The sequence below is a fragment of the Tenacibaculum sp. Mcav3-52 genome (assembly GCF_022347665.1).
Taxonomy (GTDB): Bacteria; Bacteroidota; Bacteroidia; order Flavobacteriales; family Flavobacteriaceae; genus Polaribacter; species Polaribacter mesophilus.
Genome location: NZ_JAKRGE010000004.1, coordinates 49,171 through 65,110, shown reverse-complemented (window position 1 = coordinate 65,110; position 15,940 = coordinate 49,171). Strand labels below are relative to the sequence as shown.

Below are 15,940 nucleotides of genomic sequence, written 5' to 3'. Positions count from 1 at the left end.
CCTATGATTTTAAAAATGCTAACTCATATTTCAAGAGTACTTGTAGGACTTCTTTTTATTTACTCTGGATTTGTAAAATTGATAGATCCAATCGGATCTCAATATAAATTTGAAGAATATTTTGGCGCCGATGTATTAAATTTAGAATTCTTAATTCCTTTCGCTTTACCTTTTTCAATTCTTTTAATTGTTACCGAATTGGTTTTAGGTATTATGCTTTTAGTAGGTTACAAACCTAAACTTACTGTTTGGAGCTTATTTGGTTTAAACCTAGTTTTCTTATTTTTAACTTGGTACTCTTATACCTACAACAAAGTTACAGATTGTGGATGTTTTGGTGACGCTTTAAAACTTACACCTAAAGAAACATTTTACAAGAATGTTGTTTTTATGATTTTTATTGTGATTCTTATTATTGGAGTTAAACACATTAAACCTTTAGTTTCAAATAAATTTGCTTCTTTAACAACCTTTAGCTCTGTTTTTCTATCATTAATTATAACTTATTATGTTTTACAACATTTACCAATTATTGATTTTAGAGCTTATTCTATAGGTACAGATATTGCCAAAGGAATGGAATACCCAGAAGATAGCGACGAACTTCCTCCTATACATGATTTCATGATAGAGACAGACGAAGGAGATAAGTTAGAAGAAATGCTTGCAAAAGAAAAAGCAATGCTTGTTATTATGTCTAATTTAAAGAAAACAGAAAAAGAAGGTATCGCTGATGTTTCTAAGATTGCGAAACAAGCTAGCGAACAAGGTTATGAAATTTATGTATTAACCGCTTCTTACATTGAAGATTTAGCTGCTACCCAAAAAGAATATGGCCTTCCTTACATCTTTGGTTTTTGTGATGAAACTGCTCTAAAAACCGTAATCAGAGCTAACCCTGGTATTGTTACTGTAAAAAAGGGAATCATTTCAGGAAAATGGAATTGGACAGATGCTGACGATGTAGAACTATAAACCGCTATAACATATATATAAAGAAAACCTCACAAATTTGTGAGGTTTTCTTATTTTCGCAATGATATGAAAAGCTCCTGTAGAGATTCTTACAACATCTCATTCAATAAAAGAGCAAAATTTGGCTATTAACCCAGAAGTATTTTTTGTGAAACAGTTATTATTAGTTTTTATAGGTGGTGGAGCAGGAAGCGTTTTACGATATATTATCGGAAAAGCTCTAAACAGCTCTCAAACAGGAATTCCGTACGGAACTTTTGTTGCTAACATTCTTGGTAGTTTACTTATTGGAATTATTTTAGGACTTGCTACTAAAAACGAAACCATAACACAAAACCACACTTTATTATTAGCTACTGGTTTCTGTGGCGGATTTACAACTTTTTCAACCTTTGCCTATGAAAATCATATCTTTCTAAAATCTGGAGATTTCGCCTCTTTTGCGCTATATACTGTTACTAGCTTTATCATCGGATTTTTAGCTGTTTTCGCAGGAATTTACTTAGTAAATTATTTTTGGACGAATTCACAAACTATTTAAACTACACTTTACCCTAAAAACAAATCTCACTTTGTGAGTAAATTTATATAACAAATGAGTGAACTTATACAATACAAATCAGAAGAAAACTATGTAATCATCACTATTACTAACGGAAAAGCTAATGCTATTTCTCATGAAGTGATTGATGCTTTAAACACCTCTTTTGACAAAGCTGAAAAAGAAGAAAAACCAGTAATACTAACAGGACAACCAGGAATATTCTCTGCTGGTTACGACTTAAAAAGCATGACTCAATCTCCTGAATCAGCTTTAGAATTGGTTACCAAAGGATCTAATTTCTCACATAGAATGTTGTCTTTTCCTTACCCTATAATTGCTGCCTGTTCTGGTCATGCTGTGGCAAAAGGAGCTTTCTTACTCCTATCTGTTGACTATAGACTAGGAATTGAAGGTGATTTTAAAATTGGATTAAACGAAGTTTTAATCGGTATGACCATGCACAATGCCGGTATTGAAATAGCTAAAGCACGTTTAACCCCTGTTTATTTTGAAAGAAGTGTTAGTTGCTCTGAAATTTACAATCCACAAGATGCTATTACCGCTGGTTTTTTAGATAAAATTGTTCCTCAAGAACATCTATTACCTACTGCAATCAAAGTAGCTTCAATGTTTTCTAAACTAAACAAGAAAGCTCATAAAGAAACTAAACTCAAGGTAAGAAGACCATATTTGGATTCGTTAATAAAAGCAATTAAACAAGACAGTGAAGAAGGTTTAACACCTCCTTCAAAATAAAAGAGTCCTGCAATTGCAGGACACTTTTATTTTGGTTTTTTATATGCCATTACCCCTGCTTTAATTTCCGTATTTAGGTAATTATCACTTGGCGTAATTGGACAAGAATACCTATCACTGTAAGCGCAGTAAGGATTGTAAGCTTTATTAAAATCTACCTCTACAGTTCCATCTTCCTGTATATCGGTCGTATAAATATCTATAAAACGACCACCTTTATACGATGTTTTTCCATTTGTTTTATCTAAAAAAGGTAAAAACAAATGATTTGCATACTCAGGAGTAGGATTTACATCTTGATAAATAGTAAGCTTAAAGTCTTCTCCATCAATAGAAAAAGATAAAACTCCATATTTTCTATACATTACCACCCTGTTTGTTGTTGTAGGAAAATTAGTAATAGGAGTATTAAACGTCTTTTCTAAGTTAGCTTTTACAGTGTACTTTTTATCAATAGGGAAAAAATCTAAGCCTTTAAATTTCTTTAACCCTTTTTTTGTAAGCGGAGATCTTGAAGCATCTTTAAACTTAGCATTCATTTCCTTTTGAAAATTAGAATCTCCTAAAACACTTCTTTTTCCTTGACTGTTACAAGAAAATATTAAAACAACAAAAATTAAGAATAATAACTTTCTCATGTTCCTACTTTAACGTCTATATAAACGCAAAAGTACTGCATAATAACTAAAAACTCTCTCATTCCTTAAAAATTCACTAAATTAACCAGCTAAAACTGTTAATTTTCTATTAATAATTTGAAATAGCAAAATAAAATCGTTACTTTTATATTTATAGATAATACTTATAACTGATAATACGGTAATGCTAAAAAAATATTTTAGTCTTATAAGAAAAACTTATTAACTAATAAACCAAATTGATAAGCTTATTTGTTTAGAAACAGAAAGTTTCCCATATATTTGTCGCCCCAGTTATTTTTAGGCACATATCTTTTTTATCAGACAAAACCTAATAAAGAAATTTTAAATTAAATTGGTAAATTTTATGAATTCAGAATTAATCAATAAGGCGGAAGAATTTGAAAACAGAAAATTCAAGTTTATTACTACTAGTGATAGAATACTAGCCGCTAGAGAAGCAAAAGCTCTTATACTAGAGATTAATGAGGTATATAAACAAACAAAAGACAGCGCATTAATGGATTTAATGAAACGGTTAACAGCTGTAAAACAACGCATTGAAAAACGTTTAAAAGGAAAACCTTTAACAGCTTAAACAATAAATAATGTTTAAGCTCGTTTACAGTATACACAATAGGAATAGTAGTTTCATCAACTACCACTCTCATTATAATATTTATTCTTGATAAAGTTCTAAGTAAAATTACTTAGAACTTTTCTTTTTTAAATATATTTGTAACATCGGGATGTAGCTTAGTCCGGTTAAAGTGCTGGTCTGGGGGACCAGAGATCGGTGGTTCGAATCCACTCATCCCGACTTCTTTTATTTTTTTTCAAAAAAATTCTACCTCTCTAAATAATCAAAACAAACTAAAATTCAACAACTTAAAAAACTTCTAAAATCATTACAAAAAACACCTTTTAAAAAAAATAAAAAAAAGTTTTTTCAGTTTCAAAAAACATTATATATTTGCCACGCTTTTGAGGCAAACGCCGATGTAGCTCAGCTGGCTAGAGCAGCTGATTTGTAATCAGCAGGTCGTGGGTTCGAGTCCCTCCATCGGCTCAAAACTAAAAGCGCTAACAAAAAGTTAGCGCTTTTTTTATGCGCTTATTTTGCTAAATTTGTCATAACTCTATTTTTACAAAAACTTAATGAAGAATATATTTGTTATTGGTATTGCTGGAGGTACAGGAAGTGGAAAAACCACGGTAGTAAACCAAATTATTAACGAACTTCCTGCAGATGAAGTTTGCGTTATCTCTCAAGACTCCTACTACAAACAAACAGACAACCTAACTTACGAAGAACGTACTAAGATTAATTTTGACCATCCTAGAGCAATCGATTTTGACTTAATGGTTGAACATTTAACTGAACTAAAAAATGGATGCATTATAGAACAACCAGTATATTCATTCGTTGCTCACAACAGAACCAAAGACACCATAAAAACACACCCCAGAAAAGTTATTATAATTGAAGGTATTTTGATTTTTAATAGCAAAGAACTTCGTAACTTGTGTGACATAAAAGTTTTTGTTCATGCCGATGCTGACGAACGCTTAATTAGACGTGTAAGAAGAGACATTAAAGAACGAGGTAGAGATGTTGATGAAGTTTTAAACCGCTATCAAAGTACTTTAAAACCTATGCATCAGCAATTTATTGAACCTACAAAAAATTATGCTGATATCATTATACCTAACGATAGATATAATACCGTAGCTATAGATATTGTAAGAACTGTAATTAACGACCGTTTATAACATGAGTTTAAAATCAATTAAAAACAAACCTTCCTTTAAAATAGTCACTAATATTTACGTGATTATACTCACTGTTTTTGTGGTTTGGATGCTTTTTTTTGATGAAAATTCTTACCTTACCCATAGAGAGTTTAATAAAGAGATTAATGAACTAAAGAGCTGGATTGATTATCATGAAAAAAAAATCAAGAAAGACAAAAAAACCATTCAACAACTACAAGACTCTCTTCAACTAGAACGCTATGCTAGAGAAAAGTACTTAATGAAGAAAGAAGATGAAGATATTTATATTATTGAATTTGATACCATAAAAAAGTAATGAGTAACTATTTATTTGACGAATTTCAAGGTGTTACCCCTGCAGAATGGAAACAAAAAATACAAGTAGACCTTAAAGGTGCCGATTATAACGATACACTTTTATGGAAAACTGAAGAAGGTATTACTGTAAAACCTTTTTACACTAAAGAAGACAGAACCAATATTCAGATTAATACTCCAAATAAAGGTTTTGCTATTTGTCAATCTATTAACATTGAGAATGAAGAAGAAGCAAATACATTTGCTATCTACTCAATTAAAAGAGGAGCAAACGCCATAAAATTCAGCGCAAAAAAAGAGTTTGACTACAATACCTTATTAAAAGGAATTGACACTCAAAAAACCTTACTTTACTTTACTTTTAATTTTTTATCATCACAATTTGTAAAAAAACTAGCTGATTTCACAAACTCGGACAAGTGCTACTTCAATATAGATGTTATAGGAAACTTAGCTAGCTCAGGAAACTGGTATTCTAATCTTAAAAGCGATCATACACAATTAGAAGAAATAGCAAAAGCTACTCAAAATGCTATTTGTGTTAATGCTTCCATTTATCAAAATGCAGGAGCAACCATAGTTCAACAATTAGCATATGCACTTGCACACGCAAACGAATACTTGAATCATTTTGGAAGCTCAATTGCAAACAATATTCACTTTAATTTTTCTGTAGGAAGTAATTACTTTTTTGAAATTGCCAAACTAAGAGCTTTTAGGATTTTATGGGATTCTTTATTAAACGAATACAACACCAAAGCTACTGCCCATATTTTTACACAACCAAGTTCACGTAACAAAACTATATACGACTACAATGTAAACATGCTACGCACTACCTCTGAGTGTATGAGTGCTATTTTAGGAGGAACCAACACTGTAGCTAATAGTTCCTATGATAAAATTTTCCACCACTCAAATGAATTTGGGGAACGTATTTCTAGAAACCAGCTACTAATTTTACAGCAAGAAAGTGAGCTAGCAGAAGCTCAAAAGATTGCTGATGGTGCATACTACATTGAAACAATTACTCAACAACTTGCCCAAAAAGCACTAGAAGTTTTTAAATTAATAGAAAAAGGTGGTGGTTTCTTAAAACAATTAAAAGAAGGAGTTATCCAACGAAAAATAAAAGAGTCTGCAGATAAAGAACAACAATTATTTGACTCAGGAGAATTAGTTTTACTTGGAACAAACAAAATTCAAAACGAAAATGACAAGATGAAAAACGATTTAGAAGTTTCGCCTTTCTTGAAAATTCGTAACGAAAAAACACTAATTCAACCTATTATTCAAAAACGATTAGCTGAAAAGCTAGAACAAGAACGTTTAGAAAATGAGTAGAAAACTAGTTTACATATCCGTTTTCATTACATTACTTTCCGAAACACTAGCCTTAAATGCTCAAAACTTGAGTAACATTCCAAAAACTGAGCTTATTAAATTGATGGTTGACTCATTCGAGAATCAAATTTGCAATTACTATTCAATCAACAAAGAAAATTCTAGTGAAGCTTTTTTTAAGTATGTAAATGATTTTAATTCTAACAAAATTAACATAAACGACTTAACTTCTAAAGAAGAGCTAGAACTTTTAAAGATTTCTAATGAAACTTTAAAAAAATATATCTGGGTAACTGATACAGAAAAATTTGAACGATTTATAAAAAACACTGAAGAAAAAGAACAAATTCAGATAACCGAAATTAAAGACGAGAGAGGTAGCTCAGAACCTCTATACACTAACAAGTTAGGAGTGAATTATTTTGATGAATATTCAGGTAAACTACTTAAAGAAACAAAAGTTAACGATTTAAAGGAGGTGCTAACAACCTTAAGAGATATGCCTGACACATCTCCTCAGTCAAGTGCTTTTGCTTTTACATACATAAATAAAGAAAACTACAAAGATCCTTCTTTGAAAACCTTTATTGCATTCGAACTGTATTATACCGTTTTAAACACCTTGAACAAAAATGAGTAGAAAAGATATATCAAACATACAAATAGATAAAAACCAAGAACAGCAAAGCAAAAACTTCAAACACGAAGATTTTGTTGCTGGTATTGCACCTAACTTACGTGGACCTTACTCTACCATGTATGTTCGTAGACCTTGGACAATTCGTCAATATGCAGGTTTTTCTACAGCTGAAGAAAGCAATGCTTTTTACCGTAGAAATTTAGCTGCTGGTCAAAAAGGATTATCAGTTGCTTTCGATTTAGCTACACACCGTGGTTACGACTCAGACCACGAACGTGTACAAGGTGATGTTGGAAAAGCTGGTGTTGCTATAGATTCTGTGGAAGACATGAAAGTTTTGTTCGACCAAATACCATTAGATAAAATGTCCGTTTCCATGACTATGAATGGAGCCGTTTTACCAATTTTGGCATTTTATATTGTAGCAGCTGAAGAACAAGGTGTAGCTCCTAAACTATTATCAGGAACTATTCAAAACGATATTTTAAAAGAGTTTATGGTGCGTAATACTTACATTTACCCACCTACTCCATCAATGAAAATTATTGCTGATATTTTTAGATATACTTCTGAAAATATGCCTAGGTTTAATTCAATCTCTATTTCAGGGTACCATATGCAAGAAGCTGGTGCTACTGCAGAAATTGAATTGGCTTATACTTTAGCTGACGGATTGGAATACATTAAAAAAGGGTTAGAAGCAGGAATGGACATTGACACCTTCGCTCCTCGCTTATCTTTCTTCTGGGCTATTGGAATGAATCATTTTATGGAAATTGCTAAAATGCGCGCTGGTAGAATGCTATGGGCTAAACTAGTAAAGCAATTCAACCCAAAAAATCCAAAATCATTAGCATTAAGAACCCACTGTCAAACCAGTGGATGGAGTTTAACTGAGCAAGATCCTTTTAACAATGTAGCCCGTACTGCAATTGAAGCTATGGCTGCTGCTTTTGGAGGAACACAAAGTTTACATACCAACGCTTTAGATGAGGCAATTGCCTTACCTACCGATTTTTCAGCACGCATTGCTCGTAACACACAAATATACTTACAACAAGAAACCCATATTACAAAAACAGTTGATCCTTGGGCAGGTAGTTATCATGTAGAAAAACTTACTGAAGAAATTGCCAATAAAGCATGGGAGCTAATTCAAGAAGTTGAAGAATTAGGAGGAATGACCAAAGCTATTGAAAAGGGGATTCCTAAAATGCGTATTGAAGAAGCGGCTGCTAAAAAGCAAGCCAAAATTGATAGTGGTCAAGATGTAATTGTTGGCGTAAACAAATACCAATTAAAACAAGAAGATCCTCTACATATTTTAGAAGTTGACAACGAAGCTGTTCGTCAATCTCAAATTGACAGACTAAACGACTTAAAATCGAAAAGAAATCAAGCTGAAGTAGATAAAACTTTACGTGATTTAACTGAATCTGCTAAAACAGGTGAAGGAAATTTATTAGATTTAGCGGTAAAAGCTGCAAGAAACAGAGCTACTTTAGGTGAAATTTCAGACGCTCTTGAAACTATTTTTGGACGTCATAAAGCAGTACATAAAACCATATCTGGCGTGTATAGTAAAGAAATAAAAGACGACGAGTTATTTAAAAAAGCTACTGAGTTAGCCGACAAGTTCGCAGAATTAGAAGGACGACGTCCTCGAATTATGATTGCTAAATTAGGACAAGACGGTCACGATCGTGGTGCTAAAGTAGTTGCTACTGGTTATGCTGATTTAGGTTTTGATGTAGATATAGGTCCATTATTCCAAACACCACAAGAAGCCACCAAACAAGCTATAGAAAATGATGTACATATTTTAGGTATTTCATCATTGGCTGCAGGACATAAAACGTTAGTTCCGCAAGTTATTGCTGAACTTAAAAAATATGGCCGTGAAGATATTATGGTTATTGTTGGTGGTGTAATTCCAGCACAAGATTACCAATTCTTATTTGACGCTGGTGCTGTAGGTGTTTTTGGCCCTGGAACTAAAATTGCGCAAGCTGCCATTGATATGTTAACTATTTTAATTGATAGTGTAGAATAATAACAGTTATGAAAATAAAATTTATTGATAGAAAAACAGGTAAAATAATTACCGAAACCCCTCCTGGAGAAGGGTATTTAAAATTGCTATATAATAATCCATTTGGAAAAATGGCTTTATTACCATTAGTTAAACGTAAATTTTTGTCATCGTGGTATGGTAAACTCATGAACAAACCTAATTCTATTAACAAAATAAACAGTTTTGTTAGAGAACTTCAAATCGACATGAGTGAAGCCGAAAGACCATCTGAAGACTACATTTCTTTCAATGACTTTTTCTATCGAAAATTAAAACCTGGTGCACGCCCTATTGAGGAAGGCTTTGTTTCTCCTGGTGACGGAAAAATGTTAGCATTTAAAAGCATTTCTGATATTCATAACTTCTTTATCAAAGGAAGAAAATTTACCTTAGAGGAATTTCTAGGCAATAAAGAGCTAGCCACAAAACATAAAAACGATTCTTTAATTATTTTACGACTCGCTCCAAATGATTACCACAGGTATCATTTTCCATACAACGGAACTCCTTCCGAAGTAACAAAAATTAAAGGACGTTACTTCTCAGTTTCTCCGCACGCTTTGGCTGCTAACTTCACTAGAGTATTCTGCGAAAACAAAAGAGAGTACTGTACTTTGGCAACACAAGACAAAGGAGATATTATAATTGCTCCCGTTGGAGCGACCATGGTTGGAAGTATTATTGAAACCTACAAACCTAATTCCGAAGTAAAAAAAGGCGATGAAATGGGATATTTTGCTTTTGGCGGTTCAACTATTGTGTTATTAGTTAATAGTTCCAAAATAACTATTGATGAAGATATTTTAACCAACACCAAAAACAAGATGGAAACCTTTGTTAAAATGGGAGAAAAGATAGGTATTTAATTATGCTAATTTTAACAATTCTTTTCTCAAAATAACACTCATTCTTTCAAAAAAGCGAGCTTTAATCCGTAAATTTGCAACGTTTTATACTTAGCAGATTTACTGATGAAAAAAATCTTAGATATTCTCTACTCTACCCGTTTAATGGCTGTATTATTTTTTGTTTTTGCCATTGCCATGGGAATTGCCACTTTTATTGAAAACGATTACGGAACCCAAACCTCTAAAGCATTAGTGTACAATACTTGGTGGTTTGAGTTGATTATGGTGTTCTTTGTTATCAATTTTTTTGGAAATATTTTTAAGTACCGATTATACAAAAAAGAAAAATGGTCTGTGTTATTATTTCATATATCATTTCTATTAATCTTAATAGGCGCCGGTATTACTCGTTATATTAGTTATGAAGGTTTAATGGTTATCGATGAAGGAGAAACAACCAATCAATTTTATTCTGAGCATACCTACTTAAATGTCATTATTGACAATGGTGAATTTCAAAAAACTACTGCAAACAAATTACTTTTATCTGCTTGGGGTAAAAACTCTGCAAGTTTTGAAGAAAACTTTCAACCTAAAAAGGCAGGAAAAAATCATACGGTTTCTTTTAATTTAGTTGACTATATTCCTTGGTCTGAAACAAAAATGGTTTTAGACGAAAACGGAACAGAGCATTTATTTTTTGTAGAAAGTTCTGATGGAAGCAGACACGAGCATTACATTAAGAGAGGAACTATTGAAAATATTCATAATATTTTAGTAGGCTTTGAAGCTCCTAATAAAGAGGCTGCTTCAATTAACTTCTTTTATGAAGACGGTAGCTTAAAAATGATTTCTAAAAATAATGGAGATTGGTTTAGAATGGCTGATCAAAAGAAAGGTTTAATAGTTAAAGATAGTGCTCAACATTTTCAATTATTAACACTTCACAACGTAAATGGATTACAATTTGTAGTCCCTAAGTCTCCAGAAAAAGGAGAGATTAAAACAGTTAGGGGTAAAAAAGATGATAAAAAATATGACACCGTAATTTTTGATATAACTACAAATGGAGAAACTGAACGCGTTGAGTTTTATGGAGGCAAGTTTAATGTAGACAATCAACAACAATTTAGTATTGGAAATTTAAATTTTAGAGCTTGGTATGGATCTAAATTGTTACAAACCCCTTTTAGCGTAAAATTAAATGATTTTCAATTAGAAAAATATCCAGGATCAGAAAGTGCCGCAGCTTATGCTAGTGAAGTTACTGTAATTGCTCCTAACGAAACATTCGATTATAGAATATTTATGAATCATATTTTAGATTACGGAGGATATAAATTTTTCCAATCAAGTTATAAAATTGACGGTGAACACGAGCAAACACATTTATCTGTAAATCACGATTTTTGGGGTACTTGGGTCACGTACATTGGTTATTTCTTATTGTTCTTTGGTTTAACTGCTTCTTTATTTGTTAAAAATACTCGTTTTTACGACTTAAAACAATCATTAGTTAAAATACGAAACAAGAAAACCAAGCTATCTCTAATTGCTTTATTTATTTCTTTAGCTAGTTATACGCAACATAAACAACATGAACCAAAACAAGTTTCTGAAGCCCAAATTGATTCTATTTTAATCGCAAATAAAGTAGATAATAAACATGCTGATTTATTTAGTTCTTTAGTTATTCAAGATGCTGGTGGACGCATGAAGCCTGCCCACACCTTTGCTTCAGAATTAGTTAGAAAAGTAGCCCATGTAGATAAATTTAAAGACATGGATCCTAGCCAGATTTTACTTTCAATTACAGAAAGTCCGATGCTTTGGTTAAACGTTCCCTTTGTGTATCTGGAAAAAGGGAATACACAAATTAGAGAAATTTTAGGGCTTTCTGAAGATACTGAATATGCTCGTTTTATTGATTTTTACAACCCTGATGGCTCTTCAAAAATTAGCAAACTTGTTGTTGAAGCTGAGAAGAAAAGGATTCAAAATAAATTTGAACAAGATGCTATTAAGATTGAAAGAAGAGTTTGGTTGTTATCGCAAGCTTTAGGAGGTGGTATATTACGTATTTATCCAATTCCTAACGACGAAAATAACAAATGGGTTTCGCAGCCCGAAACACTACAGGCAAATTTTAAAGGAACAGATTCTGTTTTTGTTCGTCAGTCATTACCCGTATATTTACAGTTATTACAAGCATCAAAAAAATCGGGAGATTATACTGAAACCAATAAGGTTTTAAATGGAATTAAGAAATTCCAACAAAAATTTGGTTCAGAAGTTATTCCTTCTAAAGACAAAATCGATTTAGAAATAGCTTACAATAAGTTAAATATTTTTGTAAAACTTTCTAAATATTACGGATACGTAAGTTTACTTTTAATTGTTTTTGTTTTCTTACAAATTTTTAATAACAAACCATGGGTTAACAATATAGTTAAGATACTTATAGGAATTGTTATTTTCCTTTTCGTTTTTCATGTATTAGGATTAACAGCTAGATGGTATATTAGTGGCAATGCCCCTTGGAGTAATGCTTATGAGTCCATTATTTTTGTAGGTTTAGCAACTATGTTATTTGGGTTAATTCTAGGAAAAAAATCTTCATTAACCATAGCTGCTACAACATTTTTAGTCTCGATTATTTTAGCTTTTGCTCACCAAAATTGGTTAGACCCTGAGATTGCTAACTTACAACCAGTATTAAACTCTTGGTGGCTATATGTACACGTTTCTATAATTGTTGCTGCTTACGGACCTTTCTTCTTAGGAATGATTCTTGGTGTATTTGCTTTGTTTTTAATCGTTTTTACCAACAAGAAGAACAAAAAGAAAATGGATTTACACATTAAAGAATTAACTATTATAAACGAAATGGCATTAACTGTTGGTTTAGTAATGTTTACGATTGGTAACTTTTTAGGTGGAATGTGGGCAAATGAAAGCTGGGGACGTTATTGGGGATGGGACCCTAAAGAGACTTGGGCTTTAGTTTCTATTATGATATATTCTTTTGTATTACATATGCGTTTAATACCAGGTTTACGAGGAAGATACACTTTCAATTTAGTTTCTATTTTAGCCATCTCATCAATTATGATGACTTACATGGGGGTTAATTTTTACTTATCTGGCCTACATTCTTATGCAAGTGGTGATAAAGTAGTTACGCCAGCATCAGTTTATTATTCTTTAGCTTTTGTTGCTGTTTTAGGAACTCTTGCTTGGATAAAAAACAAAAAGTATTACAAAAAATAAGTTGATAGGTTTTCTGTTAAAAAAATGTATTTTTGCAAACCGATAAAAAGAAGAGACAATTATGTTCAATAAAAATATAAAATTAGTTTTAGCTACCTTAATTACTATATGGTCTGTATATGAGTTCATACAAGGGCACATTATGAACGGTATATCAATACTATTACTTGCTGGACTATTTATTTTATTTTATTTTAAAAACGAGTTTATTCTTTTAGCTTTCTTACAACTACGTAAACAAAATTTTGCTGGAGCTCAAAAATGGTTAGGGTATATTAAAAACCCATCTACTGCATTAACAAAAAAGCAAGAAGGGTATTATAATTACCTACATGGTATTATGCTATCTCAAACTAACATAACTCAAGCCGAAAAGTTTTTAAAGAAAGCTGTTAAGTTAGGTCTAGCTATGGATCATGACTTAGCCATGGCTAAATTACAATTGGCTGGAATAGCAATGACTAAACGTAGAAAAAGAGAGGCTACAAACTTAATGGCAGAAGCCAAAAAGCTAGATAAACATGGCATGCTTAAAGAGCAAATGCAAATGATGAAACAACAAATGAAGAAAATTTAATGCTTCATCTTATTTTTGATATTTTCCTTAACTCTTTTAGTAGTATATTTAGCTTGTAAATAAGATAAGAAATGGTTTTAATTGCCGATGGTGGTTCTACTAAAGCTGATTGGATAGCTCTCGATGATACTAAAAAGGAAGTTTTTAGAACAACTACTCTAGGTCTAAACCCGTCTGTTTTAACAAAAGATGAAATGCTTAGCACAATAAATAGTGCTAACAACTTATTAAAAATACAAAACGACACTTTACAAGTCCACTTTTATGGAGCTGGTTGTGGAAGTCCTAAAGCTGCTAAAAGTTTACAAAATGTTCTAAAATCTATCTTTAAAAAAGCAACTGTATTTGTTTCTGAAGATACCTTAGCCGCTGTTTATGCTAGTACTGGTAAAAATCCTGGTATTGTGTGTATCTTAGGAACAGGTTCTAACAGCTGTTATTATGATGGAAAAGACATGATTACTACAGCTCCATCACTTGGCTACACTATTATGGATGAAGCTAGCGGGAATTATTTTGGCAAAAAATTATTACGTGATTTTTATTATAATAAAATGCCAAAAAAAATAGCTTCAGCATTTAAAACTTCTTTTGAACTTGATACTGATACCGTAAAAATAAACCTATATAAAAAACCATATCCAAATATGTATTTAGCTTCTTTTGCTAAATTTATGCTGGAGTATAGAGATGAAAAATACGTCAGAAAAATGATAAAAAAAGGGGTTCAAGAGTTTTTCAAGTATCGTATTCTTCCTTTTGAAAAAAATAGTCAAACACCAATTTATTTTATCGGATCAATTGCTTATTACTTTCAGGATATATTAGACAATGTCGCCTCTAAAAATAATTTATCTATTACTAATGTAATTCAACGTCCTATTGATAATTTGGTTAACTTTCACCGAAATAATTCTTTTTAAAAAAGCGCTACAACTCTTTCTAAAGCCATACCTCTAGAGCCTTTTACTAAAATTGTGCTACTCTCAATTTGGTTGTTCTTTATATATTCTTCAAACTCATAAAACCCATTAAACCTTTTATATTTAGTCGTGGTTTTATAAAAATTCTCACCTATAAGGAAAGCTTCGTCTAAGTTTAATTCTTTTATAAAATTTACAATACTCTGGTGTTCGTTTGAACTATATTTTCCAAGTTCAAACATATCTCCTAAAATTATTGTTTTATTATTAGCTTGCAGCTTACTAAAACTCTCTAAGGCTGCTTTCATACTTGTAGGGTTAGCATTGTAAGCATCTAGAATTATTCTATTAGTTTTTGTATTTATTACCTGAGACCTATTGTTAGAAGGGACGTAACTTTCAATTGCCTCTTTTATTAATTCTGTTGTTACATTAAAGTAATTACCAATAGTTATCGCCGCTGATATGTTAGCAAAGTTATAGGCTCCTATTAAATTACTTAATATCTCTGTATTATTATACGACAACTTTACAAATGGATTAGCCTCTAAAAACTTTATGCTTTCATCAAAGGTAATACTCTCTATATCTTTTGTTTTAGCTATCTGCTTTTCTTCATTGGGGTTAACAAAAACTTTTTTGTTTTTGGCTCTCAAATAATCATATAATTCTGATTTAGCCTTTACCACACCTTCTAAAGAACCAAAACCTTCTAAATGTGCGCTTCCAAAATTTGTTATATACCCATAATCAGGGTTTGCTATTTCTGATAAAAACTCAATTTCTTTAGCATGATTTGCTCCCATTTCTACAATGCCAACTTCTGTATTCTTATTCATTGACAATAAAGTTAATGGTACTCCAATATGATTATTAAGGTTTCCTAAAGTTGCTGTAGTTTTATATTTTTTTGATAAAACTGAATTTATCAATTCTTTTGTTGTTGTTTTCCCATTACTTCCTGTTAATGCAATTACAGGAATTCCTAGTTGATTTCTATGATGATTTGCAAGTTTTTGTAGAGTTTCCAAAACATTATCAACCAAAATTAATTTTTCAGAAGTTTTATAATCAGCTTCATCAATTATTGCGTAACTAGCTCCATTAGTTATTGCCTCTTCGGCAAACTTATTTCCATTAAAATTCTCTCCTTTTAATGCAAAAAAAAGTGTGTTTTTTCTAATAGTTCTAGTATCTGTATCTACTAAACCATGTGTGATATATAAACTGTATAACTCTTCTATCTTCATAAAGTAA

Annotated in this window: 15 protein-coding genes and 2 tRNA genes; 15 read left to right on the top strand and 2 right to left on the bottom strand. The window is 31.6% G+C overall.

The features are described 5' to 3' along the window. Positions 1-3 precede the first annotated feature (3 nt). From MHM83_RS11990 to MHM83_RS11980, 3 genes are all read left to right on the top strand, one after another. The gene (locus tag MHM83_RS11990; protein WP_239180013.1) at positions 4-975 is read left to right on the top strand and encodes a BT_3928 family protein; all 972 of its coding nucleotides are present in this window, start codon (positions 4-6) and stop codon (positions 973-975) included. Positions 976-1,123: 148 nt separating this feature from the next. Beyond that, on the top strand, positions 1,124-1,516 hold the full coding sequence (gene crcB / locus MHM83_RS11985; RefSeq protein ID WP_047790268.1) for a fluoride efflux transporter CrcB: 393 nt from the start codon (positions 1,124-1,126) through the stop codon (positions 1,514-1,516). A 54-nt stretch (positions 1,517-1,570) separates the two neighbouring features. Next, positions 1,571-2,275: a crotonase/enoyl-CoA hydratase family protein gene (locus MHM83_RS11980; RefSeq protein ID WP_239180011.1), complete on the top strand. Its 705-nt coding sequence runs from the start codon at positions 1,571-1,573 to the stop codon at positions 2,273-2,275. Between the two features lie 26 nt (positions 2,276-2,301). Here the strand turns inward: MHM83_RS11980 and MHM83_RS11975 are convergent, their stop codons facing one another. Continuing rightward, positions 2,302-2,913 carry a DUF1684 domain-containing protein gene (locus MHM83_RS11975; RefSeq protein WP_047790220.1) on the bottom strand — a complete coding sequence of 204 codons (612 nt, stop codon included), beginning with the start codon at positions 2,911-2,913 and terminating at the stop codon, positions 2,302-2,304. A 367-nt stretch (positions 2,914-3,280) separates the two neighbouring features. Here MHM83_RS11975 and MHM83_RS11970 point away from each other — a divergent pair, with 367 nt between their 5' ends. From MHM83_RS11970 to MHM83_RS11915, 12 genes are all read left to right on the top strand, one after another. Continuing rightward, the gene (locus tag MHM83_RS11970; RefSeq protein ID WP_047790221.1) at positions 3,281-3,511 is read left to right on the top strand and encodes a hypothetical protein; all 231 of its coding nucleotides are present in this window, start codon (positions 3,281-3,283) and stop codon (positions 3,509-3,511) included. Between the two features lie 147 nt (positions 3,512-3,658). Next, a tRNA-Pro gene (locus MHM83_RS11965) sits at positions 3,659-3,733 on the top strand. 175 nt (positions 3,734-3,908) lie between these two features. Further along, a tRNA-Thr gene (locus MHM83_RS11960) sits at positions 3,909-3,982 on the top strand. Positions 3,983-4,080: 98 nt separating this feature from the next. Continuing rightward, the gene (gene udk / locus MHM83_RS11955; RefSeq protein WP_125069188.1) at positions 4,081-4,686 is read left to right on the top strand and encodes a uridine kinase; all 606 of its coding nucleotides are present in this window, start codon (positions 4,081-4,083) and stop codon (positions 4,684-4,686) included. A gap of 1 nt (position 4,687) precedes the next feature. After that, positions 4,688-5,005 carry an FtsB family cell division protein gene (locus tag MHM83_RS11950; RefSeq protein ID WP_047790222.1) on the top strand — a complete coding sequence of 106 codons (318 nt, stop codon included), beginning with the start codon at positions 4,688-4,690 and terminating at the stop codon, positions 5,003-5,005. Further along, positions 5,005-6,351, top strand: coding sequence for a methylmalonyl-CoA mutase subunit beta (locus MHM83_RS11945; protein ID WP_047790223.1), 1,347 nt, complete (start codon positions 5,005-5,007; stop codon positions 6,349-6,351). The genes MHM83_RS11950 and MHM83_RS11945 overlap by 1 nt, the downstream gene beginning before the upstream one ends. Beyond that, positions 6,344-6,991: a hypothetical protein gene (locus MHM83_RS11940; protein ID WP_239180009.1), complete on the top strand. Its 648-nt coding sequence runs from the start codon at positions 6,344-6,346 to the stop codon at positions 6,989-6,991. The genes MHM83_RS11945 and MHM83_RS11940 overlap by 8 nt, the downstream gene beginning before the upstream one ends. Further along, positions 6,984-9,044: a methylmalonyl-CoA mutase gene (gene scpA, locus MHM83_RS11935; protein ID WP_239180007.1), complete on the top strand. Its 2,061-nt coding sequence runs from the start codon at positions 6,984-6,986 to the stop codon at positions 9,042-9,044. The genes MHM83_RS11940 and scpA overlap by 8 nt, the downstream gene beginning before the upstream one ends. A gap of 8 nt (positions 9,045-9,052) precedes the next feature. Beyond that, a complete protein-coding gene (locus MHM83_RS11930) occupies positions 9,053-9,931 on the top strand; it encodes a phosphatidylserine decarboxylase (RefSeq protein WP_073184692.1) in 879 nt (292 codons plus the stop codon). Between the two features lie 105 nt (positions 9,932-10,036). Continuing rightward, complete coding sequence (ccsA, locus tag MHM83_RS11925; RefSeq protein WP_239180004.1) at positions 10,037-13,183, top strand: cytochrome c biogenesis protein CcsA; 3,147 nt, start codon at positions 10,037-10,039, stop codon at positions 13,181-13,183. 61 nt (positions 13,184-13,244) lie between these two features. Beyond that, positions 13,245-13,760 (top strand): hypothetical protein, encoded by a 516-nt coding sequence (locus MHM83_RS11920; protein ID WP_047790228.1) that lies wholly within the window; start codon positions 13,245-13,247, stop codon positions 13,758-13,760. A 71-nt stretch (positions 13,761-13,831) separates the two neighbouring features. Beyond that, positions 13,832-14,683 (top strand): N-acetylglucosamine kinase, encoded by an 852-nt coding sequence (locus MHM83_RS11915; protein WP_159615364.1) that lies wholly within the window; start codon positions 13,832-13,834, stop codon positions 14,681-14,683. Here MHM83_RS11915 and MHM83_RS11910 read toward each other — a convergent pair. After that, positions 14,680-15,933 carry a UDP-N-acetylmuramoyl-tripeptide--D-alanyl-D-alanine ligase gene (locus tag MHM83_RS11910; RefSeq protein WP_239180002.1) on the bottom strand — a complete coding sequence of 418 codons (1,254 nt, stop codon included), beginning with the start codon at positions 15,931-15,933 and terminating at the stop codon, positions 14,680-14,682. The genes MHM83_RS11915 and MHM83_RS11910 overlap by 4 nt on opposite strands. Positions 15,934-15,940 lie beyond the last annotated feature (7 nt).